Annotated in this window: 22 protein-coding genes; 1 reads left to right on the forward strand and 21 read right to left on the reverse strand. The window is 41.2% G+C overall.

The features are described 5' to 3' along the window. Positions 1 to 43: 43 nt before the first annotated feature. The 20 genes from FJ709_RS19430 to mioC form a co-directional block, all read right to left on the reverse strand. Entirely contained in the window at positions 44 to 1933 is a 1890-nt protein-coding gene (locus tag FJ709_RS19430) for a transposase (protein ID WP_226412204.1), read from the reverse strand. Then, positions 1920 to 2750 (reverse strand): TnsA endonuclease N-terminal domain-containing protein, encoded by an 831-nt coding sequence (locus FJ709_RS19435; protein ID WP_226412206.1) that lies wholly within the window; start codon positions 2748 to 2750, stop codon positions 1920 to 1922. Before FJ709_RS19435 ends, FJ709_RS19430 begins: the two co-directional genes overlap by 14 nt. Before the next feature lie 138 nt (positions 2751 to 2888). Next, positions 2889 to 4718, reverse strand: a complete 1830-nt coding sequence (glmS, locus tag FJ709_RS19440) for a glutamine--fructose-6-phosphate transaminase (isomerizing) (protein ID WP_226412208.1) — start codon at positions 4716 to 4718, stop codon at positions 2889 to 2891. A 29-nt stretch (positions 4719 to 4747) separates the two neighbouring features. Further along, positions 4748 to 5524 carry a DeoR/GlpR family DNA-binding transcription regulator gene (locus FJ709_RS19445; RefSeq protein WP_226412210.1) on the reverse strand — a complete coding sequence of 259 codons (777 nt, stop codon included), beginning with the start codon at positions 5522 to 5524 and terminating at the stop codon, positions 4748 to 4750. A 140-nt stretch (positions 5525 to 5664) separates the two neighbouring features. Further along, entirely contained in the window at positions 5665 to 7821 is a 2157-nt protein-coding gene (locus tag FJ709_RS19450) for a TonB-dependent receptor (protein ID WP_226412212.1), read from the reverse strand. Positions 7822 to 7985: 164 nt separating this feature from the next. Then, entirely contained in the window at positions 7986 to 9350 is a 1365-nt protein-coding gene (gene glmU, locus FJ709_RS19455; RefSeq protein WP_226412214.1) for a bifunctional UDP-N-acetylglucosamine diphosphorylase/glucosamine-1-phosphate N-acetyltransferase GlmU, read from the reverse strand. Between the two features lie 175 nt (positions 9351 to 9525). Continuing rightward, the gene (locus FJ709_RS19460; RefSeq protein ID WP_226412216.1) at positions 9526 to 9954 is read right to left on the reverse strand and encodes a F0F1 ATP synthase subunit epsilon; all 429 of its coding nucleotides are present in this window, start codon (positions 9952 to 9954) and stop codon (positions 9526 to 9528) included. Positions 9955 to 9990: 36 nt separating this feature from the next. Next, positions 9991 to 11382: a F0F1 ATP synthase subunit beta gene (atpD, locus tag FJ709_RS19465; protein ID WP_226412218.1), complete on the reverse strand. Its 1392-nt coding sequence runs from the start codon at positions 11380 to 11382 to the stop codon at positions 9991 to 9993. Positions 11383 to 11417: 35 nt separating this feature from the next. Then, positions 11418 to 12278, reverse strand: coding sequence for a F0F1 ATP synthase subunit gamma (gene atpG / locus FJ709_RS19470; RefSeq protein WP_226412220.1), 861 nt, complete (start codon positions 12276 to 12278; stop codon positions 11418 to 11420). A gap of 51 nt (positions 12279 to 12329) precedes the next feature. Next, positions 12330 to 13871, reverse strand: a complete 1542-nt coding sequence (gene atpA / locus FJ709_RS19475; RefSeq protein ID WP_226412222.1) for a F0F1 ATP synthase subunit alpha — start codon at positions 13869 to 13871, stop codon at positions 12330 to 12332. A gap of 14 nt (positions 13872 to 13885) precedes the next feature. Next, a complete protein-coding gene (gene atpH, locus FJ709_RS19480; RefSeq protein WP_226412224.1) occupies positions 13886 to 14419 on the reverse strand; it encodes a F0F1 ATP synthase subunit delta in 534 nt (177 codons plus the stop codon). A gap of 15 nt (positions 14420 to 14434) precedes the next feature. Beyond that, positions 14435 to 14905 carry a F0F1 ATP synthase subunit B gene (gene atpF / locus FJ709_RS19485; protein WP_226412226.1) on the reverse strand — a complete coding sequence of 157 codons (471 nt, stop codon included), beginning with the start codon at positions 14903 to 14905 and terminating at the stop codon, positions 14435 to 14437. 28 nt (positions 14906 to 14933) lie between these two features. After that, the gene (atpE, locus tag FJ709_RS19490; protein ID WP_226412228.1) at positions 14934 to 15209 is read right to left on the reverse strand and encodes a F0F1 ATP synthase subunit C; all 276 of its coding nucleotides are present in this window, start codon (positions 15207 to 15209) and stop codon (positions 14934 to 14936) included. A gap of 38 nt (positions 15210 to 15247) precedes the next feature. Continuing rightward, on the reverse strand, positions 15248 to 16069 hold the full coding sequence (gene atpB, locus FJ709_RS19495; RefSeq protein ID WP_226412230.1) for a F0F1 ATP synthase subunit A: 822 nt from the start codon (positions 16067 to 16069) through the stop codon (positions 15248 to 15250). Positions 16070 to 16081: 12 nt separating this feature from the next. Next, entirely contained in the window at positions 16082 to 16465 is a 384-nt protein-coding gene (locus FJ709_RS19500) for an ATP synthase subunit I (protein ID WP_226412232.1), read from the reverse strand. Between the two features lie 226 nt (positions 16466 to 16691). Then, positions 16692 to 17573 (reverse strand): ParB/RepB/Spo0J family partition protein, encoded by an 882-nt coding sequence (locus FJ709_RS19505; RefSeq protein WP_226412234.1) that lies wholly within the window; start codon positions 17571 to 17573, stop codon positions 16692 to 16694. A 9-nt stretch (positions 17574 to 17582) separates the two neighbouring features. Continuing rightward, positions 17583 to 18371, reverse strand: coding sequence for a ParA family protein (locus FJ709_RS19510; RefSeq protein ID WP_226412236.1), 789 nt, complete (start codon positions 18369 to 18371; stop codon positions 17583 to 17585). 56 nt (positions 18372 to 18427) lie between these two features. Further along, positions 18428 to 19048, reverse strand: coding sequence for a 16S rRNA (guanine(527)-N(7))-methyltransferase RsmG (gene rsmG, locus FJ709_RS19515; protein ID WP_226412238.1), 621 nt, complete (start codon positions 19046 to 19048; stop codon positions 18428 to 18430). A 105-nt stretch (positions 19049 to 19153) separates the two neighbouring features. Further along, positions 19154 to 21043, reverse strand: a complete 1890-nt coding sequence (gene mnmG / locus FJ709_RS19520; RefSeq protein WP_226412240.1) for a tRNA uridine-5-carboxymethylaminomethyl(34) synthesis enzyme MnmG — start codon at positions 21041 to 21043, stop codon at positions 19154 to 19156. A 484-nt stretch (positions 21044 to 21527) separates the two neighbouring features. After that, entirely contained in the window at positions 21528 to 21971 is a 444-nt protein-coding gene (gene mioC, locus FJ709_RS19525; RefSeq protein ID WP_226412242.1) for an FMN-binding protein MioC, read from the reverse strand. Positions 21972 to 22096: 125 nt separating this feature from the next. Here mioC and FJ709_RS19530 point away from each other — a divergent pair, with 125 nt between their 5' ends. Continuing rightward, positions 22097 to 23470, forward strand: coding sequence for an alanine/glycine:cation symporter family protein (locus tag FJ709_RS19530; RefSeq protein ID WP_226412244.1), 1374 nt, complete (start codon positions 22097 to 22099; stop codon positions 23468 to 23470). A 78-nt stretch (positions 23471 to 23548) separates the two neighbouring features. Here the strand turns inward: FJ709_RS19530 and fghA are convergent, their stop codons facing one another. Continuing rightward, positions 23549 to 24394: an S-formylglutathione hydrolase gene (gene fghA / locus FJ709_RS19535; RefSeq protein WP_226412245.1), complete on the reverse strand. Its 846-nt coding sequence runs from the start codon at positions 24392 to 24394 to the stop codon at positions 23549 to 23551. Positions 24395 to 24487 lie beyond the last annotated feature (93 nt).

The raw sequence follows: 24487 nt of genomic DNA on the forward strand, positions 1-24487 counted from the left end.
ATAATGGCATTATTATATTCCTTTATTGAAGTGTCCGGCTAATTCAACCACAACAAGTTTTACTATTCTTTTTAGCCTTCTTCAGTTTCTTTTCGAGAAGGTCATCAAAATCCCTTTCAACAGGTGCATACTGGTACTTAGCCTCAGCCAAAACTTGCTTTTGGGCCGCTTGACGCTCCCAAACTTGATACCAAGTAAGATCTCTGAATTCACGACTTCTTGTGGAAATATCACAAACCCAAAAAGTATTTTTTCCCTCTTCGGGAAACAGATAAATATGATTAACAGATCCAAGTTCATAGGCAGCATATAGACCTTTAGGCCTAGAAACTTTGGACGAGCGGTGCATCCAGCCTGTTTGAAGAACCTCTTTGCCTGAATAAATGACCCCCCATAGCTTTACGCCTAATTCAGAAACGGAGACCCTTTCGCGAGGTAACAACAAAATTTTTGCAAGGTCAGTATCTATGCTTCTTAAACGTCCGGTGCGGTGTTGAAGCCCCCATCGCCACAGCTCAATTGGGATAGAAGGAAGGCTTTCTGGCATATCTGGGGCACGATCATATTTCTCTAAAGGTTTATTCAGATTATGAGCAAGAATGGAATAGAGCATAATTTCAACAAAATCGGAGATTGTTACCGCAGCTTCTACTCTATAATCTTTTTCACCATGCTTTTTAACCTTATTGCCGGATACGACACCAGGCATATAAGGTTTAAATTTGGCCTGAAAAGCCCCAAATGACCGTTCAACAATACCTTTGGCATCTCCCCTTCGAGGAGGTGCACTTTCAAGTCGAACTCCAATAGCATCAACTAAGTAGTTAGCTTGATGGCTCATTAATTCCCCACGATCAGCCAGTAACACATCCGGAATACCAACACATGGCCACTGTTCTTCTGAAATATCGATGCCATACCTTGCACACGCTTCAACTTTACTAATAAAGCTGGATATCAAAGCTTTCATTGCAACGGGATAAGACGCATTGTCGAAACCAATATAAAAACCAGCAACCATGCGACTAAATACATCGATAACCATGTAGATCGTTGGCCTACCAATAACTTTGTCCGAGTCGTTATCATCCACCAAGTATATATCTGCAATGGTGGCATCAATTTCGTATCGACTACCTGGGCCTAAAGCCTGCTCGGTTGCAGTTCCATGAAGCGGCCTAACATCTTTGTTGTAATTGCCTTGAGGCGTCTGAACACAGAGCAGAGTAACCTTGTTATACTCTGTCTTGTAAAAGTATTGAAACTGTCGAAATGTTGGTATTTGATGCTCTTCGGCATCAGGATGTTTTACTTTGTACGCTTTGCCAAACTTGTTGTATGCGTAGCGAATTGAATAGCCCTTATCGTTCATCAAATACTTATCGCAAATGATTCGAAATTGTTTTCTAATATTTTCTGTTACAGGCTGTCCGCTGCCGATACCGTAAATCCTTGGTCTGCCAGCTTTGCTGGTTGAAAAGTTTCTTCTTTTTCCAGCTGCGCCAGAGTTTTTGTAATCAGGCAAAAGTGCATTTTTTATCTGCCCACGTTGCCAATAGCGCCTAACTAAACGGTAGATCGTTGATTTGCCTTTATCAGAGCTGGCAATAGCATGGTTAAGTCTTCTGGCTCGAATTCTCTTATCGAACGCCTCTTCGCCTTCCACTATAGGCTTGATCAGTTCATAATTACTTTGGCTTTCCTGATAAACACTAGACTCTTTAGCCCAAGATTCACCTTGTAGATAAGCATAGGGATCAGGGATTCTTTCTACACGCCCTTCATCAACCCAATGGTTGCATTCATCAAAGTAAATTTTTTCAGGTAAGCCTTTGTTCTCGTCAAGAGCAATCCAATAGAAGTAACTCGTTTCCGTGAGAAGTATGCGGTAAGGTTTACCATCAAATGAGAGTGTTTCATTAACTTGCCACATAAACATATCCTTCATTTAACGCCACACCTCTAAACGCAAGATCTTCTGCCCTCAAACTATGAAAAGGATAACGAATATCAAACGTAATCAACCTCGCGGCACACATCAGTCGGAGGTCAAACAAGGAGTCACCTAAACCCTGTCCGTATGCCTTGTCATATTCCTTACAAATATCAATCACTTTTCTATTAGGATGGTGAATAAAATAAGTTTTCATGTTTTCATACAATAGCATCAACTCATCAGTGACAAGCTCGTCAAAATAACCTTTAACACCATAAAGCCAGTCAATATTAGTTACGACTACTTTATCTATCTCTTTTTCTGTTACGAGAAACCATGGAATTTTTTTGAGCTGCCAGTACCGGCGCTCAATTTCCAATTTTTCTACCGTTCTCGGATCTTTTAAAGCGTTTGAGTATTTTGCTTGAATAGCGAATTTAGGCTGAGTTTTGGAAGTCGAATTGACCAGAAAATCAGATGACATGACTAGATTGGAACCGCCTTGAGAGGGATGCCAAAGTTGGCCTTCTTTAGAAATATTTAAAGTATCATCCCGGTTAAGTGGGAACTGCTCACGAATATCAGTTACGGCGGAGTTATGATCGAGTAAAAGAAAGACTGCGAATTCAAGATCTGATAAGACATGATGAATCCGGCCAGTAAGATGAGAAAAGACCCTTTGGGAGCGACCTTCCGATGGCACCTCATTAACATACAACCACGGCTTGTAGTTAGAAAGCCTACCAGCACCGCGACCCTCTTTAATCCGCTTGATGATTTGCGTTTCAGTTAAAACGTACTTTGATTTAGCCATAACAAAAATCCGGTCAACTTTTATTCAGTTTAACCGGATTTAAAAAGTTTTCAACTTTAATGTCTCAGTTTCAAACCTTATTGTTTAGTATCAATCTTTATTGTCCACCGACATATCAACCACCAGCAATAATGTTACTTATTCTACTGTAACCGATTTTGCCAAGTTACGTGGTTGATCCACGTCAGTACCTTTAATTAATGCCACGTGATATGACAATAACTGTAGTGGGATAGTGTAGATAAGTGGCGCCATAAACTCATCACAATGAGGCACTGGAATCACCTTCATGGTGTCGTCTGATTCAAACTCAGCGTCTTTGTCAGCAAACACATACATTAAACCTCCACGGGCACGTACTTCTTCCACATTTGATTTAAGCTTTTCAAGCAGTTCGTTGTTTGGCGCAACCACGATAACCGGCATATCAGCATCAATAAGTGCTAATGGACCGTGTTTTAATTCGCCTGAGGCATAAGCTTCTGCATGAATGTAAGATATTTCTTTTAGTTTTAACGCGCCTTCCATTGCGATTGGGTACTGATCGCCACGACCTAAAAATAATGCATGGTGCTTGTCGGCAAAATCTTCTGCAAGCTGAGCAATGGCATCGTCCAACCCTAATGCTTGCTCTACTTTAGCTGGCATTGACAGCAGGCTTTGGGTGATGTTAGCTTGCATCTCATCTGACATACCGTTGTAACGACCAATCACAGCGGTAAGCATTAATAAACCGGCTAATTGCACAGTAAATGCTTTGGTTGAGGCTACGCCAATTTCAGCACCGGCTTTCATCATGTAAGCCATGTCAGATTCACGTACTAACGATGAACCACCTGAGTTACATATAGTTAAGGTTGCTTTGTAGCCCATTTCTTTAGCGAGGCGCATTGCTGCTAACGTGTCGGCGGTTTCACCCGATTGTGAAATAGTCACTAATAAGCTGTTTGGAAATAAATGTGATTTGCGGTAACGAAACTCTGAAGCAATTTCAACATTACATGATACACCGGCCCAATCTTCTAACCAGTAACGCGCGGCCATACCTGCATGGTAACTAGTACCACAGGCGATAATTTGTACGTGTTTAATGTCTTTTAAGAACTCCGCGGCGTTGTCACCAAAGGCACTGTCTAGTACTTGTTTGTTGGCGATGCGACCTTCTATAGTGCGTGCTAAAGCCATTGGTTGCTCGTAAATTTCTTTTAGCATGTAGTGACGGTATTCACCTTTATCACCAGCATCATGGGTCACTTCTGACTCTTTGACTTCACGCTTAACGGCATCGCCATTTAAATCATAAATATTCACTTCACGACGCGTGACCTCTGCAACATCACCTTCTTCTAAGAAAGCAAAATTACGCGTTACCGGCAGTAGTGCAAGCTGGTCTGATGCGACAAAGTTTTCACCTATGCCATAACCGATAACAAGTGGACTGCCACTACGAGCCACAACCATGCGTTCGCTGTCGCGACGGTCAATAACCACTGTGCCGTATGCACCTTCTAGCTGCTTAACGGTTGCTTGTACCGCTGATAATAACGTATTAGCCGTTTTAAGTTCATGGTGCACTAAATGGCAGATAACCTCTGTGTCTGTGTCTGATGAAAACACATATCCTAGCTCTTTCAGTTTTACACGTAGCTTGTTGTGGTTTTCAATAATACCGTTGTGTACAACAGCAATATCACCTTCAGATAAATGTGGGTGGGCATTACGCTCACTGGGTTCACCGTGGGTTGCCCAGCGAGTGTGTGCAATGCCGGTGCCACCCGCTAATGGGGATTCATCTAATGCTGATGATAGCTCTTGTACTTTACCTAAGCGACGGGTGCGGCTTAACTCGTCATTATGGATAACCGCAACACCTGCACTGTCATAACCGCGATATTCTAAACGGCGTAGACCTTCAACTAAAATTTCTGCTACATCTCTTTGCGCTACTGCGCCAACGATTCCACACATGATTATTTACCTATTGAGTAATTTTAAAATTAATTTGATTCAACATAGGACGCAAGTAACACTTTTACGCCCTGGTCTGTAATGGTTTGTAATGCCTCGGCTGAGATATGGTCATCGGTGACCAATACATTGATCTCGCTCCAAGGCAGTTCTAAATTCGGAATTCGGCGACCTATTTTTGATGATTCAAGCAAGACGATAACTTCACGAGACATTTCGGCCATCACTTTACTCAGCCCGGTTAGCTCATTAAACGTGGTGGTACCACGGTCTAAATCTAAGCCGTCGGCACCGATAAATAGTTGGTCGAAGTTATATGAGCGTAAAACCTGTTCAGCTACCTGGCCCTGAAAAGACTCAGAATGCGGGTCCCAGGTACCACCGGTCATCAATAATGTCGGTTCGTTTTCAAGTTCATGAATCGCATTGGCTAGCTGTAATGAGTTAGTCATCACCACTAAACCACGCAAGTTATTTAGCTGCTGCACAATACCTGTGGTAGTGCTACCACTATCAATAATAATTCGGTTGTGATCTTTAATCAGCGCGGCGGCGGTTTTAGCTATGGCCAGTTTATTGGGTGCTATTTGGGCACTAAACTGCTGAGTGACTTCGTCGGGCACTGCAATAGCGCCACCATAACGGCGTAGTAATAAGCCTGTTTTTTCTAAAGTAGCTAAATCCTTGCGAATGGTGACTTCCGATGTTTCAAAACGTAAAGACAACTCTTCAACACTGACTTCTCCTTGCTGATTAAGCAGGTTGATAATGCTGTGTCGACGTTGTTGGGTATTACGCTTATTCATAATGGGGTTTTCTTTCACTTAAGTTACGAAACGAAAGATATTTTAGCAGCAAATGAAACTTTATCTAGACTTGTTGAAAGATAAATAACAAAAAAGCAGCGATAATCGCTGCTTTTTTACGCTTTGGGCGTTAACTAATATTAAAACTTAGCTTCTACCGCTAGGTTAAAGTTACGACCTTGACCTATGGTAACCATATTATATTGGCCACCTTCGATGTAATCGGTATCGAACAGGTTTTTTATGTTCGCACGAAAGCTAACATCTTTGCCCATCATATCTAGAGTGTATGCTGCACCTAAATCAAAACGGATATAATCATCTTTAGTGATAGTGTTATTAACATCAGCAGAACGCTCACCGACATAGATTGCGCCAAAATTCATGGCAAAGCTCTCGGTCATTTCATAACGAGTCCAAATGTTGGCAGACCATTCAGGTGCATCGATAGGCGTATTACCTTCACGATTATCGCCAGTATGATACTTAGCATCTAAAAACATCATAGAGGAGGTCATAAACCAACTTTCACTTAATTGGCCTTGGGCACCCATTTCAAAACCACGATGTTTTTGCTCGCCACCTTGAGTGGTAATGTCAGTAAACTTACCCGTTGGTGTAGGTAATGTCTCGGTAATGGTGATGTTTTCTAATGTTATATCAAAAACAGCTGCAGTTAATAGCAAGCTATCATCAAATAACTCCCACTTAGTGCCCACTTCATATTGGATTCCATATTCAGGCTTTAAATCTAACCCATTGTTAACGTCAGATTCATTATTTACCGCGCCCTGTGGGCTGAAGCTTTTTGAATAGTTAACATAGATACTGCCATTATCTGCAGGAGCGTAAATTGCACCAAACTTAGGTGATATAGCATAGCTATTTTCACCTAGACCGTCTTTCTTTTGCTCGTCATAACGCACGCCTGCAAGTAATTTCCATTGCTCATTCAAGGTCATTAAGTCTTGTAGATAAAAGCCGTAGTATTTGTAAGTGCTCGCCGCTCGCGCTGTAACATTGTTATAGTCATAATCAGGCACAGCAACTGGCTGGCCAGGAATAACATTAACTAATTTTTTACCGCCATCACGGCGTTGTTGATAAAAGTAATCCAGGTAGTTAGCACCAATCAGCAACTGATGTTGTATACCTGCTAGATCAAATTCGCCAGTAAAGTCAGCATAAGCGGTTTTATGTTGCCAATCATCGTAGCGGTCAAATGGTTTGATGTTGTAACCATTAGCAGTAAATGGGTCTTCAACATACTGTGGAGCAGAATCAAAACGTTGACGATTAAACTGCTGCTCGTTATATCCCGTCTTCAATTTCCATGTGTCGTTGATATGCCAAGTTAAGTCTGCACCTAGATTTGATACCGTGTTGTCGGTAAATGCCCAAGGGGCATCCCATATAGTTTCGTTGATACCAATAACATTACCTTGCTTGTCTAACCAGCCACCAGCATCTATACCCGCCTTATCTTGAGTATGGTCATACTTAAGTGACAACATAAGATCGTCGCTGAGGTCAAATTCGGTATTAATATAGCCTAACCAGCGATCGCGCTCCTGAGCTTCATCACTGGTAGAATACTCACGCCAATACTCAGTATCTTGCTTCACTAATACTGCGCGGTAGCGCATAGTCTGCGCTTCATTAAAACTGCCACCTGCATCTAATTGAAAACGAGTTGAACCGTTTTCATCGGTATCAAAACCTAGATCTAGCATGCTGTCGTAAGTTGGCTTTTTTGTCACCATGTTAACCAAGCCACCAGGGCCTGACTGACCATATAACATGCTTGAAGGGCCTTTTAATACTTCTACCTGCTGTAGCGTTTCAATAGGCTGCACATAGTGCGACCATTGCTGGTGGCCATTAATAAGGTAACCGTTACCTGAATCTAATTCAAAGCCACGGATACTAAACACTTGGCGATTCCATCGAGTTGTTCCTGCTGTAACACTTGAGTCATTTACTAAAACTTCAGCTAAGTTAGTAGCAAGCTGTTCATCGGTAACAAAATCGGGGATAACATTAACAGATTGTGGGGTGTCCATTAAGTCAATATTGCCACGCATAGCGCCTGATGCTGAAACCACTTTGTAGTCGTTAAATGTCCGTCCAGTGACTTCCATACGTTCAATGTTTTTATGCGATGCGGCAGCTTGATCTGGAGAAACTTGCACTGAAGAAACGGATGTGGCTTGTTCTGCTTGAGCATCAAAGTGCACTGAATATGACAACAATCCCGTTGTAACGGCTATTGCTACTGCTGATAGTTTAGTTAACATTCATACCTCTATTTAGATGTTATACCGATTTAATGCAGGCATACTAAATGAGAATGATTATTATTAGCTAAAATTTACAGAATATTTACTTTGTTTGTTGGAACTTACAAAAAAGCGATAAGTGCATCACACTTATCGCCAATAAAAGTTGTAGATTTAGAGTATTACTTCGACAATTTTACCGGGCGTTGCCATCCAGCAATATGACGCTGTTTCACACGGGTTATCACTAACTCACCCTCGCCAACATCTTTGGCTATAGTAGAGCCTGCACCTAAGGTGGCATTTTTACCTATGGTAACTGGAGCGATAAGTTGAGTATCACTGCCAACAAATACACCATCTTCTATAGTGGTAACAAACTTATTAACACCATCGTAGTTACAGGTAATAGTACCCGCACCAATATTTACCCCGTCACCTATTTGTGCATCACCTAAGTAACTTAAATGCCCTGCTTTAGACCCTTTACCGAGTACTGTTTTTTTCATTTCAACAAAGTTACCCACGTGGGCATCTTCTTTTAATTCTGCACCGGTACGTAAACGAGCAAATGGTCCGGCACTGGCGGCTTTACCTAATTTAGCGCCTTCTATAATTGAGTAAGGCTTAATTTCAGCGTTATCGGCAATATCACAATCAATGAGAATAGCCCCGGCGCCGATAGTCACATTATTACCTAAAGTGACTTTACCTTGAATGATCACATTGACATCAATCATCACATCCATCCCAACGGTTACCTCTCCGCGGATATCAATACGGGCTGGATCACGCAAGTTAGCACCTTCAAGCATTAACTTTTCAGCCGCACGAGCTTGGTAAGCACGCTCTAATTGAGCCAGTTGCACTCGATTATTAGCCCCTTCTACTTCGATAGCAAATTCCGGTTGAGCAGTCGTAATAGCCACACCATCGGCATGTGCCATCGCGATTATATCAGTCAGGTAATATTCACCTTGGGCATTACTATTAGATAAACGACTTAACCAGGTTTTTAATTGCTTACCCGGTACAGCCATAATACCGGTATTCACTTCGGTAATTTTTAATTGCTCAGCATTAGCATCTTTTTGCTCAATAATACCGACGACTTTATCGTTGTGACGAACAATTCGGCCATACCCAGTTGGATTAACAAGGTTAACAGTCAGAATAGCCAAGCCATTATCTGCGCGGGCAGCTAATAATTTTTCTAAGGTTGATTGCTGAATCAAGGGTACATCACCGTAAAGAATTAATACTGTATCGTCATCACTAATGTTTGAATTGGCTTGTGCTACTGCATGTCCTGTACCTAATTGTTCAGCTTGTAACACCCAATTTAAAGGTTGCTCACCCAATGTTTGCTTTAGTTTGTCTGCGCCATAGCCATATACAAGTTGAATAGCCTTGGAACCTAAAGCGTTTGCCGTATCAATAACATGTTGGACCATGCTTTTATGGGCGATTGGGTGTAACACCTTAGGAAGATCTGAGCGCATACGCGTTCCTTTGCCTGCAGCTAAGATCACAACATTTAACGACATGATTAATTCCTTTAAAAGACTAAAAAGTATAATTGGCGCTATTTTAGCTGAATACAGCCTAAAATGGAAAATACTCACCACAGCCATCGACGATGAATAATCAATCCCAATAAAACAGCAGCAATAAAAAAGGCGACTCATAAATGAGTCGCCTTTTATCCAGCAAATAATCAACTTATCTGGTGATATTTCTTTTGATGGTTTCAACAACTTTCAATTGCGCTATCGATTTAGCTAATTCAATTGTTGCAGCTTCATAATTGAAGTCTACGCCGGCATTAGCAATTTTCTCTTCTGCACGACGTTTAGCTTCTAAAGCTGCTTGCTCATCAATATCATCGGCACGCAATCCAACGTCAGCAAGAACAGAAATAGATGTTGGTTGAATTTCCAGAATACCACCTGAAAGATACAACACTTCTTCACTGCCATCTTGCTTGACTATGCGCGCCATGCCAGGTTTGATCTTTGTTAGCAAAGGAGCATGATTAGGCATAATACCTAATTCACCTTCAGCACCAGATACTTCAAAAAAAGTAACTTCGCCGTGGTATAAGCTTTTCTCTGCACTAACAATATCAAGTTTGACTGTCATGCCTGCCATTGAGCTCTCCTTAAAGAACTAAGCTTTACGGCCTAGTTATTTCTTCTTGTTCGCTTTTTCGATAGCTTCATCGATTGAGCCAACCATGTAGAACGCTTGCTCAGGGATGTGATCGAACTCGCCATCCAAGATACCCTTAAAGCCACGAATAGTGTCTTTAAGAGAAACGTACTTACCAGGAGAACCGGTAAACACTTCTGCTACGAAGAAAGGTTGAGACAAGAAACGCTCAATCTTACGTGCTCTGAATACCATGGTTTTGTCATTATCTGACAATTCATCCATACCCAAAATAGCAATAATGTCTTTCAGCTCTTTATAGCGCTGTAATACAGTTTGTACACCGCTTGCAACATCATAATGCTCTTGACCAACAACCTGTGGATCTAACTGACGAGAAGTCGAATCCAATGGGTCAACCGCTGGGTAAATACCTAGCGATGCAATATTACGAGACAATACAACAGTCGCATCTAAGTGAGCGAAGGTTGTTGCTGGTGACGGATCCGTTAAGTCATCCGCTGGTACATATACCGCTTGTACAGAAGTAATAGAGCCTGTTTTGGTTGAAGCGATACGTTCTTGAAGAACACCCATCTCTTCAGCCAGTGTTGGCTGATAACCTACTGCAGAAGGCATACGACCTAAAAGTGCAGATACTTCAGTACCCGCTAAGGTATAACGGTAAATGTTGTCAACGAACAACAGTACGTCACGACCTTCGTCACGGAACTTTTCAGCGATACTCAGGCCTGTTAACGCTACGCGTAAACGGTTACCTGGAGGCTCGTTCATTTGACCGTAAACCATGGCTACTTTGTCTAATACGCCTGAATCTTCCATCTCGTAGTAGAAGTCGTTACCCTCACGAGTACGCTCACCAACACCAGCGAATACAGAAAGACCCGAGTGAGCTTTAGCGATGTTGTTAATCAGTTCCATCATGTTAACTGTTTTACCAACACCAGCACCACCGAACAGACCGACTTTACCACCTTTAGCGAAAGGACAAACAAGGTCGATAACCTTGATACCCGTCTCTAATAGCTCAGTTGAATTTGACTGCTCTTCGTATGAAGGTGCTGCACGGTGAATTTCATAACGCTCTTCTTCACCAATTGGACCCGCTTCATCGATAGGCTCGCCCAATACGTTCATAATACGGCCAAGGGTCTTAACCCCTACCGGAACAGAAATTGGTGAACCTGAGTTTGCTACCTCTAAACCACGACGCAGACCATCAGAAGAACCCATAGCGATGGTACGAACAACACCACCACCTAGTTGTTGCTGAACTTCCAGCACCAAACCATTACATGGGCTTTCGCCTGTGATCTTCAGAGCGTCATATACTCGAGGTACAGAATCTTGTGGAAACTCTACGTCCACAACCGCGCCAATTACTTGGACAACAGTACCTGTGCTCATGATTAATCCTCTAAACTTGATTTCGTTACCTAAACCTAAACCGCTGCAGCGCCTGATACAATTTCCGACAGTTCTTGCGTAATAGCAGCCTGACGGGCCTTGTTATAGACGAGTTGTAAACCATCGATCATGTCGCCAGCGTTATCTGTTGCCGCTTTCATTGCTACCATACGGGCAGACTGTTCAGAGGCAATATTTTCAACAACACCTTGATATACTTGTGATTCTATATAACGAGTTAGCAGTGTTTCCAAAATTTCTTTTGGATCTGGCTCGTAAATGTAATCCCAAGGATAACTAGCTACTTCTTCATCTGATTTAGGTAAAGGTAGCAGTTGCTCGATCACAGGAGTCTGGGTCATTGTATTAACAAACTTGTTAAACACAATGTACAGACGGTCCAGTTTGCCTTCGTTGTAAGCTTTTAACATGACACGTACAGTGCCAATCAAATCAGCAAGTTTTGGCGCGTCGCCTAAACCTGATGCATGGGCGGAAATTTGACCACCAAAGCTTTTAAAAAACTGAACAGAACGGGCACCAATTGGGCAAAACTCAACTTCTGCGCCTTGTTCTTTCCATTTTTTAATGTCTGTCACAACCTTTTTAAATAAGTTGGTATTCAAACCACCACAAAGACCACGGTCGGTTGCTACAACAATGTAACCAACCCGCTTAGCATCTCGAACTTCTAACATTGGATGTTTAAATTCGAGAGTACCTTGCGCTACGTGACCGATCACTTTACGCATATTTTCAGCATATGGACGGCTTGCTGCCATGCGTTCCTGCGCTTTACGCATTTTGCTGGCGGCTACCATCTCCATAGCGGAAGTGATCTTCTGAGTATTTTTGATACTCGCGATCTTGGTTTTAATCTCTTTAGCGTTAGCCATCTCTACTCTCCAATCTGGGACCTGAGGTGCCCATGGACACCCCGTTCATTGTTACCAGGTTTGGGTTTCAATGAACTTGTCCATGCCTGCCTTTAACTCATCTTCGATATCAGCGTTATAATCGCCAGTAGCATTGATGGTGTTCATAAGGTCAGCATGTTGACTGTTCATGTATGAAAGCAGAGCGGCTTCAAAGCGACCGATTTCATTTAAAGCAACACTTTTAAGGAAGCCTTTTTCAGCTGCAAAAATAGACACAGACTGGGCGGCAACACTCATTGGTGCATATTGCTTTTGCTTCATTAATTCGGTTACACGCTCACCATGCTCAAGTTGAGCACGAGTTGCTTCATCTAAATCAGATGCGAACTGTGAGAACGCTGCAAGCTCACGATACTGTGCAAGTGCGGTACGAATACCACCAGACAGTTTCTTGATGATCTTAGTCTGCGCTGCACCACCAACACGAGAAACAGAGATACCTGGGTTAACAGCTGGACGAAGTCCTGAGTTAAACAAGTCAGTTTCAAGGAAGATCTGACCATCGGTAATCGAAATTACGTTAGTCGGTACGAACGCTGATACGTCACCAGCTTGGGTTTCAATAATAGGTAACGCAGTTAAAGAACCGGTCTTACCTGTTACTGCACCTTTAGTAAATTTCTCTACATAATTTTCGTTTACGCGTGAAGCACGCTCTAATAAACGAGAGTGTAGATAGAAAACGTCACCTGGGTATGCTTCACGTCCTGGTGGACGCTTCAATAGTAATGAAATCTGACGGTAAGCAACTGCTTGCTTAGACAAATCATCATATACGATTAAAGAATCTTCACCGCGGTCACGGAAGTATTCACCCATAGAACAACCAGAATATGGCGCCAAAAATTGCAGTGCAGCTGTTTCTGAAGCAGATGCTACAACAACGATAGTGTTTGCTAATGCGCCATGTTCTTCAAGTTTACGTACTACGTTGGCTATGGTAGAGGCTTTCTGACCAACAGCAACATAGACACACTTAATGCCTGAATCTTTCTGGTTGATAATTGCATCGATTGCCATCGCTGTTTTACCAGTCTGACGGTCACCAATGATCAATTCACGTTGTCCACGACCAATAGGGATCATAGAATCAACGGCTTTATAACCTGTTTGAACCGGTTGTGATACTGACTTACGTTCAATAACACCAGGAGCAATTACTTCAACAGGAGAGAAACCATCGTTGTCGACAGGTCCTTTTCCATCAATAGGCTCACCAAGTGTGTTAACAACGCGACCAAGTAGACCACGACCAACTGGTACTTCAAGAATACGACCAGTGGTTCTAACTTTATCGCCTTCTGCTAAATTAGCATAAGGCCCCATCACTACAGCGCCGACAGAATCACGTTCTAAGTTCAACGCGATTGCAAAACAGCCACCAGGCAGTTCGATCATTTCACCTTGCATTACATCTGCAAGGCCGTTAATGCGAATGATGCCGTCACTTACTGCAACGATTGTACCTTCGTTGCGAGCTTCACTAACGACGTTGAACTGCTCGATCCGCTGTTTAATCAGATCGCTGATTTCAGTGGAATTCAGTTGCATGCTAAAACTCCCAATTACGACTGCAGCTTATCAGACAAACGCGATAACTTACCGCTTACCGAGCCATCAATGACTAGGTCGCCTGATTTAATAATCACACCGCCGATTAGCGATGTATCAATACTGCAATTCAGCTTAACTTTGCGTGCGAGACGTTTCTCTAAAGAAACACTAATTTGCTGCTGTTGCTCAGAGTTTAACTCGAAAGCAGAAACCACATCGGCCTCAACTTCTTTCGCCCACTCATTTCGGTATTCAGCAAAAAGTAGCGATACAGAAGGCAGTATCGCTAAACGACCGTTTTCAGCCATTACCTTTATCAGGTTTTGACCTTGCTCGTTGACTTGTTCTCCACATACTTTAATAAATAGTGAAGCAAGTTCAGCACTGGCTAGAGTGCCATTAAGCAGTGGCTTTATTGATTCGTTTACACTTACCAATGACGCGAAAGTTAACATTTCTGTCCAACTATCTACCGCTTTATGTTCAACTGCAAAATCAAAAGCTGCCTTTGCGTAAGGACGAGCGATGGTGCTTAATTCAGCCATTACTCAACTCCTTAATCAAATTTCAGCAACTAGTTTGTTAACTATGTCACTGTGGGCTGCTGGGTCAATCGTTCGCTCAAGAATCTTCTCTGCACCAATTATGGCTAGAGCAGCTACTTGCTTACGCAAGTCATCTTTCACGCGATTACGTTCGTTCTCAATTTCTGCTTTACCCTGAGCGACAATTTTAGCTCGCTCAGCATCTGCTTCAGCCTTTGCTTCTTCAACGATTTGAGCTTTACGCTTGTTAGCTTGCTCAATAATTTCGTTGGCAGTTGCCTTAGCATCTTTAAGTTGCTCAGTGGCTTTCGCTTGAGCTAACTCTAGATCTTTTGCAGCACGGCCGGCATCGGCCAGACCATCAGCAATTTTCTTCTGGCGCTCTTCGATAGCATTCATCAACGGCGGCCATACAAACTTCATGCAGAACCACACGAAGAGCGCAAAAGATATTGCTTGGCCTAGCAGGGTAGCGTTAATACTCATAACGTTAACTCCTTACAGGGTGCTAAGATTAGCCAAGTTTAGCTACGTTTTCTAAGAATTGAGCTAAGAATGGGTTAGCAAATACGAAGAATAATGCAACACCAACCGCAATCATAGAGATCGCATCAAGTAGACCCGCTACGATGAACATCTTAGTTTGCAATGCAGGCGCTAGCTCAGGCTGACGTGCAGAAGCTTCTAAGAACTTGCCACCTAAGATAGCAAAGCCAATACCAGTACCTAAAGCAGCTAGGCCAATCATGATAGCAACAGCGATTGCCGTAAAACTAATTACAGTTTCCATTTTATCTCCGATAAATATCTAATTATCAATTGTCTAAATTAATGTTCTTCATGAGCCATGCTTAAATAAACAATTGTCAGCATCATGAAAATAAAGGCCTGAAGCACTATAATTAAAATATGGAATATAGCCCAAGGCACTGAAAGTGCGAACTGAGCCCACCAAGGCATTAGTGCAATCAGAATAAAAATTAACTCACCTGCATACAGGTTACCAAACAGACGAAGCGCTAATGAAATAGGCTTCGCAACCAAAGTCACTGTTTCCAAAACTAAGTTTACTGGAATCAATAACCAATGATTGAAAGGTTGTAATGTTAGTTCCTTAGTGAAACCGCCAATACCCTTAACTTTAATACTGTAAAAAACAATCAACACAAACACACTTAAGGACATACCCAAAGTGACGTTTAAATCGGTGGTTGGTACAATTTTAAGGTAAGGTACACCTAATAATCTGTTTGCAGCTTCAGGTATAAAGTCAACCGGGATTAAGTCCATTAAGTTCATCAGGAAAATCCAGACGAATATAGTTAGACCCAACGGTGCGATAACAGCATTACGACCATTAAATGATTCCTTTGCTATTTTATCAACACCTTCCACGCACATTTCAACAAAACATTGAAATTTACCTGGAACACCCGTGGTTGCTTTTTTTCCTGCTTTGCGGAATAACCACAAAAACAAGATCCCAAGGCCAACTGAAAACAAAAGTGAGTCAATGTGCCAAGTCCAAAACCCGGCATCTTGACATGCATAGTTAAAAGCAATTCCACCATCGGCAGAACACATTTTCGCATTAGTCAGGTGATGCTGGATATACTCGGAAGCGTTTAATGCTTCACCAGTTGTCGCCATGATTAATCTCACTTAATTTTGCTTGAAGTATAAAGGAACTGCCCATGGCACTATAAGCCCTAAAGCATAGGTTGCAAATAAAGGTGCGAACACCATATCTAACAAACCAAACGCCATAGAAAATAACACTATGGTTAGCAGCAACTTTACCGCTTCCCCAAGAAAAAACGATTGAACGACTTTTCTTGACGCACTTGCCCCCGCATGGGAAAAGGCTAGGGTTGCGAATACAAAATTGGGCAGTACAGCGATGATACCTCCTGCAAAAGCAGAAAGACCATACTGAACACCCCACAGAGCGAAAAGTAAAATTGATGTAGCCCCAACAACCGCCGCCTGAAATATCACCATTTTATAGGCTGAAGACCGGCCACGACGTGCTAAAACATTAGTCAAATTTTTCTCTCCGCATTCGTGCTTTTTGCGAGTTGCAGTCTAAATTAACTTTATTAACCCAGCCTTAACTTACAAAAAGCCTGCAAAGTATACCTTTTCGCATTTTGTTTGCAACTTTGATAAGCGTAAAACAGCTATTTTAAAGGTGATTTGCTTCAAGAACTGCAAAAACAAAAATAGATAGCGGCATCACAAACTTACTGATGATGTGATTTATTGTTAAAAATTAGTGAATTTTACTCAAAATACCGTCTAATTCAGCAAGATTTTGATAATTTATTACAATTTTGCCCTTTCCTTTACTGCCATGATTAATTGCAACTTTAGCACCTAATCTTTCAATTAACTGTTGCTCTAAACGGCTTACATCATGATCTTTAGGCATAGTTTCAAGGGGTTTAGCAGGATTTATCGCTTTATTAACTAATCGTTCAGTTTCACGAACAGTCATTTCTTTTGATGCTACTAATCTGGCAAGGTTAGTTTGCTCGTCACCTTCAATAGCAAGTAAGGCACGGGCATGGCCCATATCTATATCGCCATTTTCTAATAAACGCTTTACCGGCTCATTAAGACTGTTTAAACGCAACAAATTAGATACTGATGCACGTGACTTACCTACGGCATCGGCCACTTGTTGATGCGTGAGTTCAAATTCAGTCAATAAGCGCTGTAATGCTATGGCTTCTTCCATTGCATTGAGGTCTTCACGCTGAATATTCTCAATTAAGGCAATCGCCACAGCAGCTTCATCAGCCACTTGCTTAACTAAACACGGCACTTTATTCAGCTTTGCAATTTGAGCTGCACGCCAACGACGTTCACCGGCAATAATTTCGTATTTAAATTCTGATACTTTACGCACAACAATAGGCTGAATAATCCCTTGTGAACGAATAGATTCAGCTAATTCTTCTAGCGCTTCAGGTGACATATCTTTACGAGGTTGATATTTGCCCGGTTGCAATAAATCCAGATCAAGATGTATCAGCTCATTATCCTGTTGATTAACGCTATTTTGCTGAATATCTGATTGTCGATTTGCCGCATTGCTATGGCTTAGTAGGGCATCCAAGCCTTTACCTAAACCGCGTTTTTTTACCGTCATTATCTCATCCTACGCTTGTTTAATGGTTGTTTGCTGCTCTGCACGGCGAATAATCTCACCCGCCAAGGCTAAATATGCTTTAGCTCCGGCACTGCTCTTATCATAATACATGGCAGGAGCGCCAAAACTTGGTGCTTCAGCTAAACGAATATTTCTCGGGATCACGGTGCGATAAACTTTCTCACCAAAATGTTGTTTTAGTTGATCAGATACATCGTTAGATAATCGATTACGGGGATCGTACATAGTACGAAGGATCCCTTCTATTTTTAGGGCAGGATTAACCATAGCGCCTAATTTTGTGATGGTATCAATTAATGCGGTGAGTCCTTCAAGGGCATAATATTCACATTGCATCGGCACTAACACTGAATCTGCTGCAGACATGGCATTTACGGTCAACATATTGAGCGAAGGCGGACAATCGATAAAAATAAAATCGTATTGATCTTTTATCGGGGCAAGTGCATTACGTAAGCGAATTTCGCGAGCGTAAAATTCCATTAATTTGATCTCTGCAGCGGTAACATCTCCATTGCCAGCAATGAGATCATATTTACCAACTGTATTTCTTATCACCATTTCATCGAACGGTTTTTCTTCTACCAGTAACTCATAGGCGGTGTTTTCGACTTCATATTTGTCAACACCACTGCCCATAGTGGCATTACCTTGTGGATCTAAATCAATCAACAACACTTTACGCTTTGTGGCGGCAAGTGATGCGGCTAAATTTACGCAAGTTGTTGTTTTCCCTACGCCACCTTTTTGGTTGGCTACGGCAATGATTTTACCCACAATATTATCCTGTTGTAATTATTGATGTCCGGTATACGTATATCTGCTAGTGAGTATTACATTTTTACCAATTTTAATAAATGTCGCTGTTCATCAAGCTTTGGTACTTGTAAAACGATGGTTTCAATCAGCTTAAACTCAGCAGGTATTGCTGCTATTTCAGCTTCGGTCAATTGACCTTTTAATGCGTAGAACAATCCACCTTCTTTGGGTAAATGATGACACCAGTTCAACATGTCGGTAATAGAAGCAAATGCTCTGCTCAACACACCATCAAATTTATCTTGAGGTTGATACGCTTCTACTCTGCTTTCAATGGAACTGAAATTGTTAATCTTTAATTCAAATTGAACCTGTTTTTGAAAACGGATCCGTTTACCTAAACTGTCTAGTAAGACAAATTCTTTATCCGGATTTAAAATCGCAAGTGGGATCCCTGGTAAACCAGGGCCGGTTCCAACATCAATAAAGCGTTGACCTTCAAGATAAGGGGATACCACTAAACTGTCCATAACATGACGGATTAACATTTGTTCAGGTAATCTAACCGAAGTTAAATTATAGGCTTTATTCCATTTGTTGAGCATTTCAACAAAATCAACAAGTTGTTTTTGTTGTAATTCTGTCGCTGATATATTGATTTCAGCTAAATAATCACTAAGTTGAGCTGCTAGCACAAATAACGCCTCTTTAATTTTTTATCGATAAGCTTCGGTATTATGAAGCCGTAAAAGCACTAAGGGAAGCCTTATGGCTCCCCTTATGATTGAGTTTGTTTGAATTTATGCGGTTTTTCTCAATAAACCACGTTTTTTCAAATGCACTAATAAAATGGATATCGCTGCTGGGGTTATCCCCGATATACGCGATGCTTGACCAACGGTATCAGGTTTATGGTTATTCAGTTTAGCAATAACCTCATTGGATAAACCTGGAACTTCTTGATAATCCAAATCTAACGGCAACAATGAACTTTCATGACGAATAGCTTTATCTATTTCACCTTGCTGACGTTGTATATAACCAGAATATTTCACCTGTATTTGAACTTGTTCTGCAGCCTGTGGATCTTCCAGTCCAGGACCAAATCCTTCTAAAGACATTAACTTAGGGTAGTCCATTTCTGGACGACGTAATAAGTCTTCAAAAGAAGCTTCACGTGATATAGGTGTATTTAGCTCTGGATTTAATACATCTAGCAAAGGTGAATTAGGGTGAACCCATTGGCCACGAAGACGCTGTAATTCCAATTCGATCGATTCACGTTTTTCAGTGAATTTAGCCCAGCGATCATCATCAACTAATCCTAATTCACGACCTTTTTCAGTCAGACGTAAGTCAGCATTATCTTCACGTAATAATAAACGATACTCAGCACGACTGGTGAACATACGGTACGGTTCTTTGGTGCCTAAAGTTGATAAATCATCAACTAAAACACCAAGATAAGCTTCATCACGGCGTGGGCACCAACTTTCTTTACCTTGCACCTGTAAACTTGCATTCATTCCTGCAAGTAAACCTTGTGCAGCAGCCTCTTCATATCCTGTTGTACCGTTAATTTGCCCAGCAAAGAATAATCCAGCGATCGCTTTTGTTTCTAGTGAGTTTTTAAGATCTCTTGGATCAAAATAGTCATATTCAATTGCATAACCTGGTCGCATAATTTCAGCATTTTCCATGCCCTTGATCGAACGAACTAAATTAAGCTGTACATCAAATGGCAAGCTGGTTGAAATACCATTTGGATAAATTTCATTCGTACTTAGGCCTTCTGGCTCGATAAATATCTGATGTGATGATTTATCTGCAAAGCGATGTATTTTATCTTCAATGGATGGACAATATCTTGGACCAATACCTTCAATAACACCTGAATACATTGGACTTCTGTCTAAACCACCACGAATGATATCGTGGGTCTTTTCATTGGTGTGGGTGATATAACAAGATACCTGTCTAGGATGCTGACTTACATCACCAATAAAAGACATTACTGGCAATGGTGTGTCGCCTTTTTGTTCAGTCATTTGATTAAAATCAATGGTGTTTGCATCAATACGTGGCGGTGTACCGGTTTTTAATCGGCCGACACGGATTGGTAATTCACGTAAACGATTAGCTAGTGCGATAGCTGGTGGATCACCTGCTCTACCACCGCTGTAGTTTTGCATGCCAATGTGAATTTTACCGCTTAAAAAAGTGCCTGTTGTTAACACAACACTTGGTGCTTCAAATGCTAATCCCATTTGTGTAACAACACCAATAATTCTATTATTTTCAACAACAACGTCATCTACAGCTTGTTGGAATATTCGCAAGTTAGCTTGATTTTGAAGAATGTGTTGAATTTTTTGACGATACAAAGCTCTGTCAGCTTGTGCCCGAGTAGCTCTAACCGCTGGACCCTTACTGGAATTTAATGTTCTAAATTGAATTCCTGCAAAGTCAGTTGCAATTGCCATTGAACCGCCTAAAGCGTCAATTTCTTTGACCAAATGACCTTTTCCGATACCACCGATAGCTGGGTTACAGGACATTTGTCCTAGGGTATCGATATTGTGCGTGAGCAATAGGGTTTTTGATCCCATTCTTGCAGCGGCGAGTGCGGCTTCAGTTCCGGCATGACCACCACCAACAACAATTACATCAAACCGTTCATGAAAATGCATTTGCAACCTACGTTAACTAATTTAAAAAAGGGGTTAAAAAAATTGTCGAGTTTTAGTCGAGTTCAAATTGAGCGGATCATTTTAGCATTTGAAGGGCACTTGGTGAAAGATCATTTTTACCTGTTCGATCTAATGCGGTTTGACTAATAGATCTTAAGATCTTTATATAGATCTTCTTATTATGTTTATTATTAGGATCGATGAAATCTGTGGGTAACGCTAATTTCTTTTTAGTATTATAGGTTTACAAGATCCTAATCCTGTGATCATTTAGCGATCAAACCCAAGATAAGCTGGGGATAGATCGCATAGTTATCCACAAGGGAGATATTGATCAAGATCAGGGTGTGAACAGTACAGGGTTATGATCGTATAAATTAATAGTTTATCCACATACTTATAAATAAAATTAGTTTTTTGTGGATAAACTGGAACTAAATTGTGGGTTATTGATCTATTACACCCAAATAAAGTGTTAATAGATCTAAATGATCAGCTCTTGCCAGTTAGATAACCATGATAAGGCGGGCTCTTCTGGGATAGGATCGCGTTGTACATCAATTTGGATCTTATCCACAATGGCTTTTGCTCCAGCGGCTTCAAATAAGCTAATCAGTAATTCTGGCCCCTGACAAAAAGTATCGTAACTTGAATCGCCAATAGCGCATAAAGCAAACTGATATTGTTTCAGATCCGGCATTTTTAGCATTAATTGTTGATAAAATGGCTGGATATTATCGGGTAGATCGCCTGCTCCATGAGTAGAACAAACTAAAATCCATAGTGGATATTCGCTCAAATTGACTAGATTTGGCTCCAGCATAACGCTTGTTTGATGGCCTATTTCAACGAGCTGAGCGGCTAAATCATCGGCAATATACTCACTGCCGCCTAACGTTGTGCCTACTAATAGTGCTATTTTTGCCATGTTAACTCCAAATAATGTTCGAGATATTTATTCATTTTGCCTGATTTATGCAATTTATTCATTGCACCTTTTAGGGATACTCAGTAGTTTCAGATTAATCTTCTTACAATTGTGTAACATAAATAATGACTTTAGTTGAACTTACTCAGCAATTTGCCGATATTGCCTGGAGCCCACATATGCTCATTTTACTCGTGGGAGGTGGATTATTCTTCTTGATTTACTCTCGATTTGTGCCATTTAGATATATAGGTCATGCAATTAGTATTTTGCGTGGTAAACATCCTGATGATGGTGCAGAGGGCCATATTAGTCATGCGGGAGCCTTGTCCAGTGCGATGGCCGGTACTGTAGGTATGGGCAACATAGGCAGTGTGGCTGTGGCTATTATGGTGGGGGGACCTGGTGCTATTTTTTGGATGTGGATCAGTGCCATAGTGGGGATGGCAACTAAATTTTTTACCTGTACCTTGGCTATTATGTACCGTGGAAAAGATGAAAATGGGGATGTACAGGGCGGACCTATGTACATTATCACCCAGGGACTTTCTAAAAAATGGCACTTTTTAGCGGTATTTTTTTGTGTTGTAGGATTAGTCGGTAATTTTCCATTATTTAATTCAAATCAATTAGTGCAGATCATTCGTGAATGGTTGATCGTTAAGCCGGGTTATTTTCCTGCAAATGAATCGACTTTTATGTTGGATCTTGGCCTTGGGATCGTAGTGATGTTAATTGTTGCTAGCGTCATTTTGGGTGGGATCAAGCGAATTGCAACGGTCGCATCTAAAGTGGTTCCTTTGATGATTTTGATCTATATGGGTTGTGCTTTCTTCGTTATAGCCACTCATCTAAATGAAATACCCGGGTATTTTGCATTAATTTTCACCGAAGCTTTCTCATTAAATTCGGTTGGAGGAGGGATTTTAGGCACTATGTTAATAGGTATTCGCCGAGCGGCTTTTTCTAACGAGGCCGGTATTGGAACTGAAGTGATGGCCCATGGTTGTGCTAAAACTAACGAGCCAGTAAAAGAAGGCTTAGTGGCTATGCTTGGTCCTGCTATTGATACCCTAATGGTGTGTACTGCTACGGCGATGATTATATTAATATCTGGGGTTTGGCAGGGAACAGAAGCTGAAGGGGTTAATTTATCTGCTCAGGCATTTAGTATAACTATGCCTGGCGTTGGACCTTATTTACTTATTTTATGTGTAGTATTTTTCAGTATTAGTACCATTTTTACTCAGGCTTTTTATGGTGGTCAATGTTTTGCATTTCTATTTGGTCGTAGCAAAATACGCTATTATCAATACTTTTATTTATTGGCCATTTTGTTTGCAGCAACTGCTAGTCTTCAAGAAATTGTTAATATTATTGATGCCGCTTACGCATTAATGGCTATTCCAACAATGACATCAGCTATTTTACTTGCACCTAAAGTTAAGGCTGCTTCGGTTAAATACTTTGCTAAGTTAAAAGTTAATCAGCTAAATTAATTGGGTATATTTATTTTATAACTTAAAAAAGGAATGCATCTGCATTCCTTTTTCATTTATATAAGTGGGTTTTACTGGTTAGAAATATTTAGCGTGAAAGCGAAGATGTTCTTCAATAAAACTGGAGATGAAGTAATAGCTGTGATCATAACCTTCTTGCAAACGTAACGTGAGTGGATAGTTAACGTGTTTAGCGGCTTCTTTTAAGGCTTGTGGGTTAAGTTGTTCAGCTAAAAAGTTATCATCACTACCTTGGTCCACCAGCGCTGGTATATACGCTTTTTTATCGGTTAACATTCTTAGCTGCTCACAGCTGTCATATTCAAGCCAGGTACTTTTATCTTCTCCTAAATAACCTTTGAAAGCTTTTTGGCCCCAAGGACTACTTATGGGATGACAGATTGGGCTGAATGCTGACACGCTACTGTATCTGGCAAGATTACTAAAGGCGATAAGCAGTGCACCATGGCCGCCCATAGAATGGCCGCTAATTGCACGTTGTTTTGTGACGGGAAAGTTAGCTTCAATAATGGCGGGTAACTCATCAACGACATAATCATACATTTGATAGTGTTTATTGAAAGGCGCTTGAGTGGCATTAACATAAAAGCCAGCGCCTAAGCCAAAATCATATGCTCCTTTACTATCGTCAGGAACTTCATCACCGCGGGGGCTGGTATCTGGACAAACAATAGCAATACCCAGTTCTGTAGCGAGTTTAAGTGCACCTGCTTTTTGCATAAAGTTTTCATCAGTACAGGTTAGTCCTGATAACCAATAAAGTACGGGGACTTTTTTTGTTTGTGCTTGCGGCGGCAAAAAAATAGCAAAACGCATACTACAATGTGTGCTGGTTGACTGATGGCTAAACTGTTTATGCCAGCCATTAAATACTTTAGTTGCGCTCACTTGTTCAATAGGCATCTTGATTCCTTTTTGCTGTTACTTACACGAAAAGCTAATAACACTAATGCAGATAGTGTTATTAGCTTGTTTATTATAGCTAGCTGGTACCGA

It is taken from the genome of Shewanella glacialimarina (genome assembly GCF_020511155.1).
Lineage (GTDB): Bacteria > Pseudomonadota > Gammaproteobacteria > Enterobacterales > Shewanellaceae > Shewanella > Shewanella glacialimarina.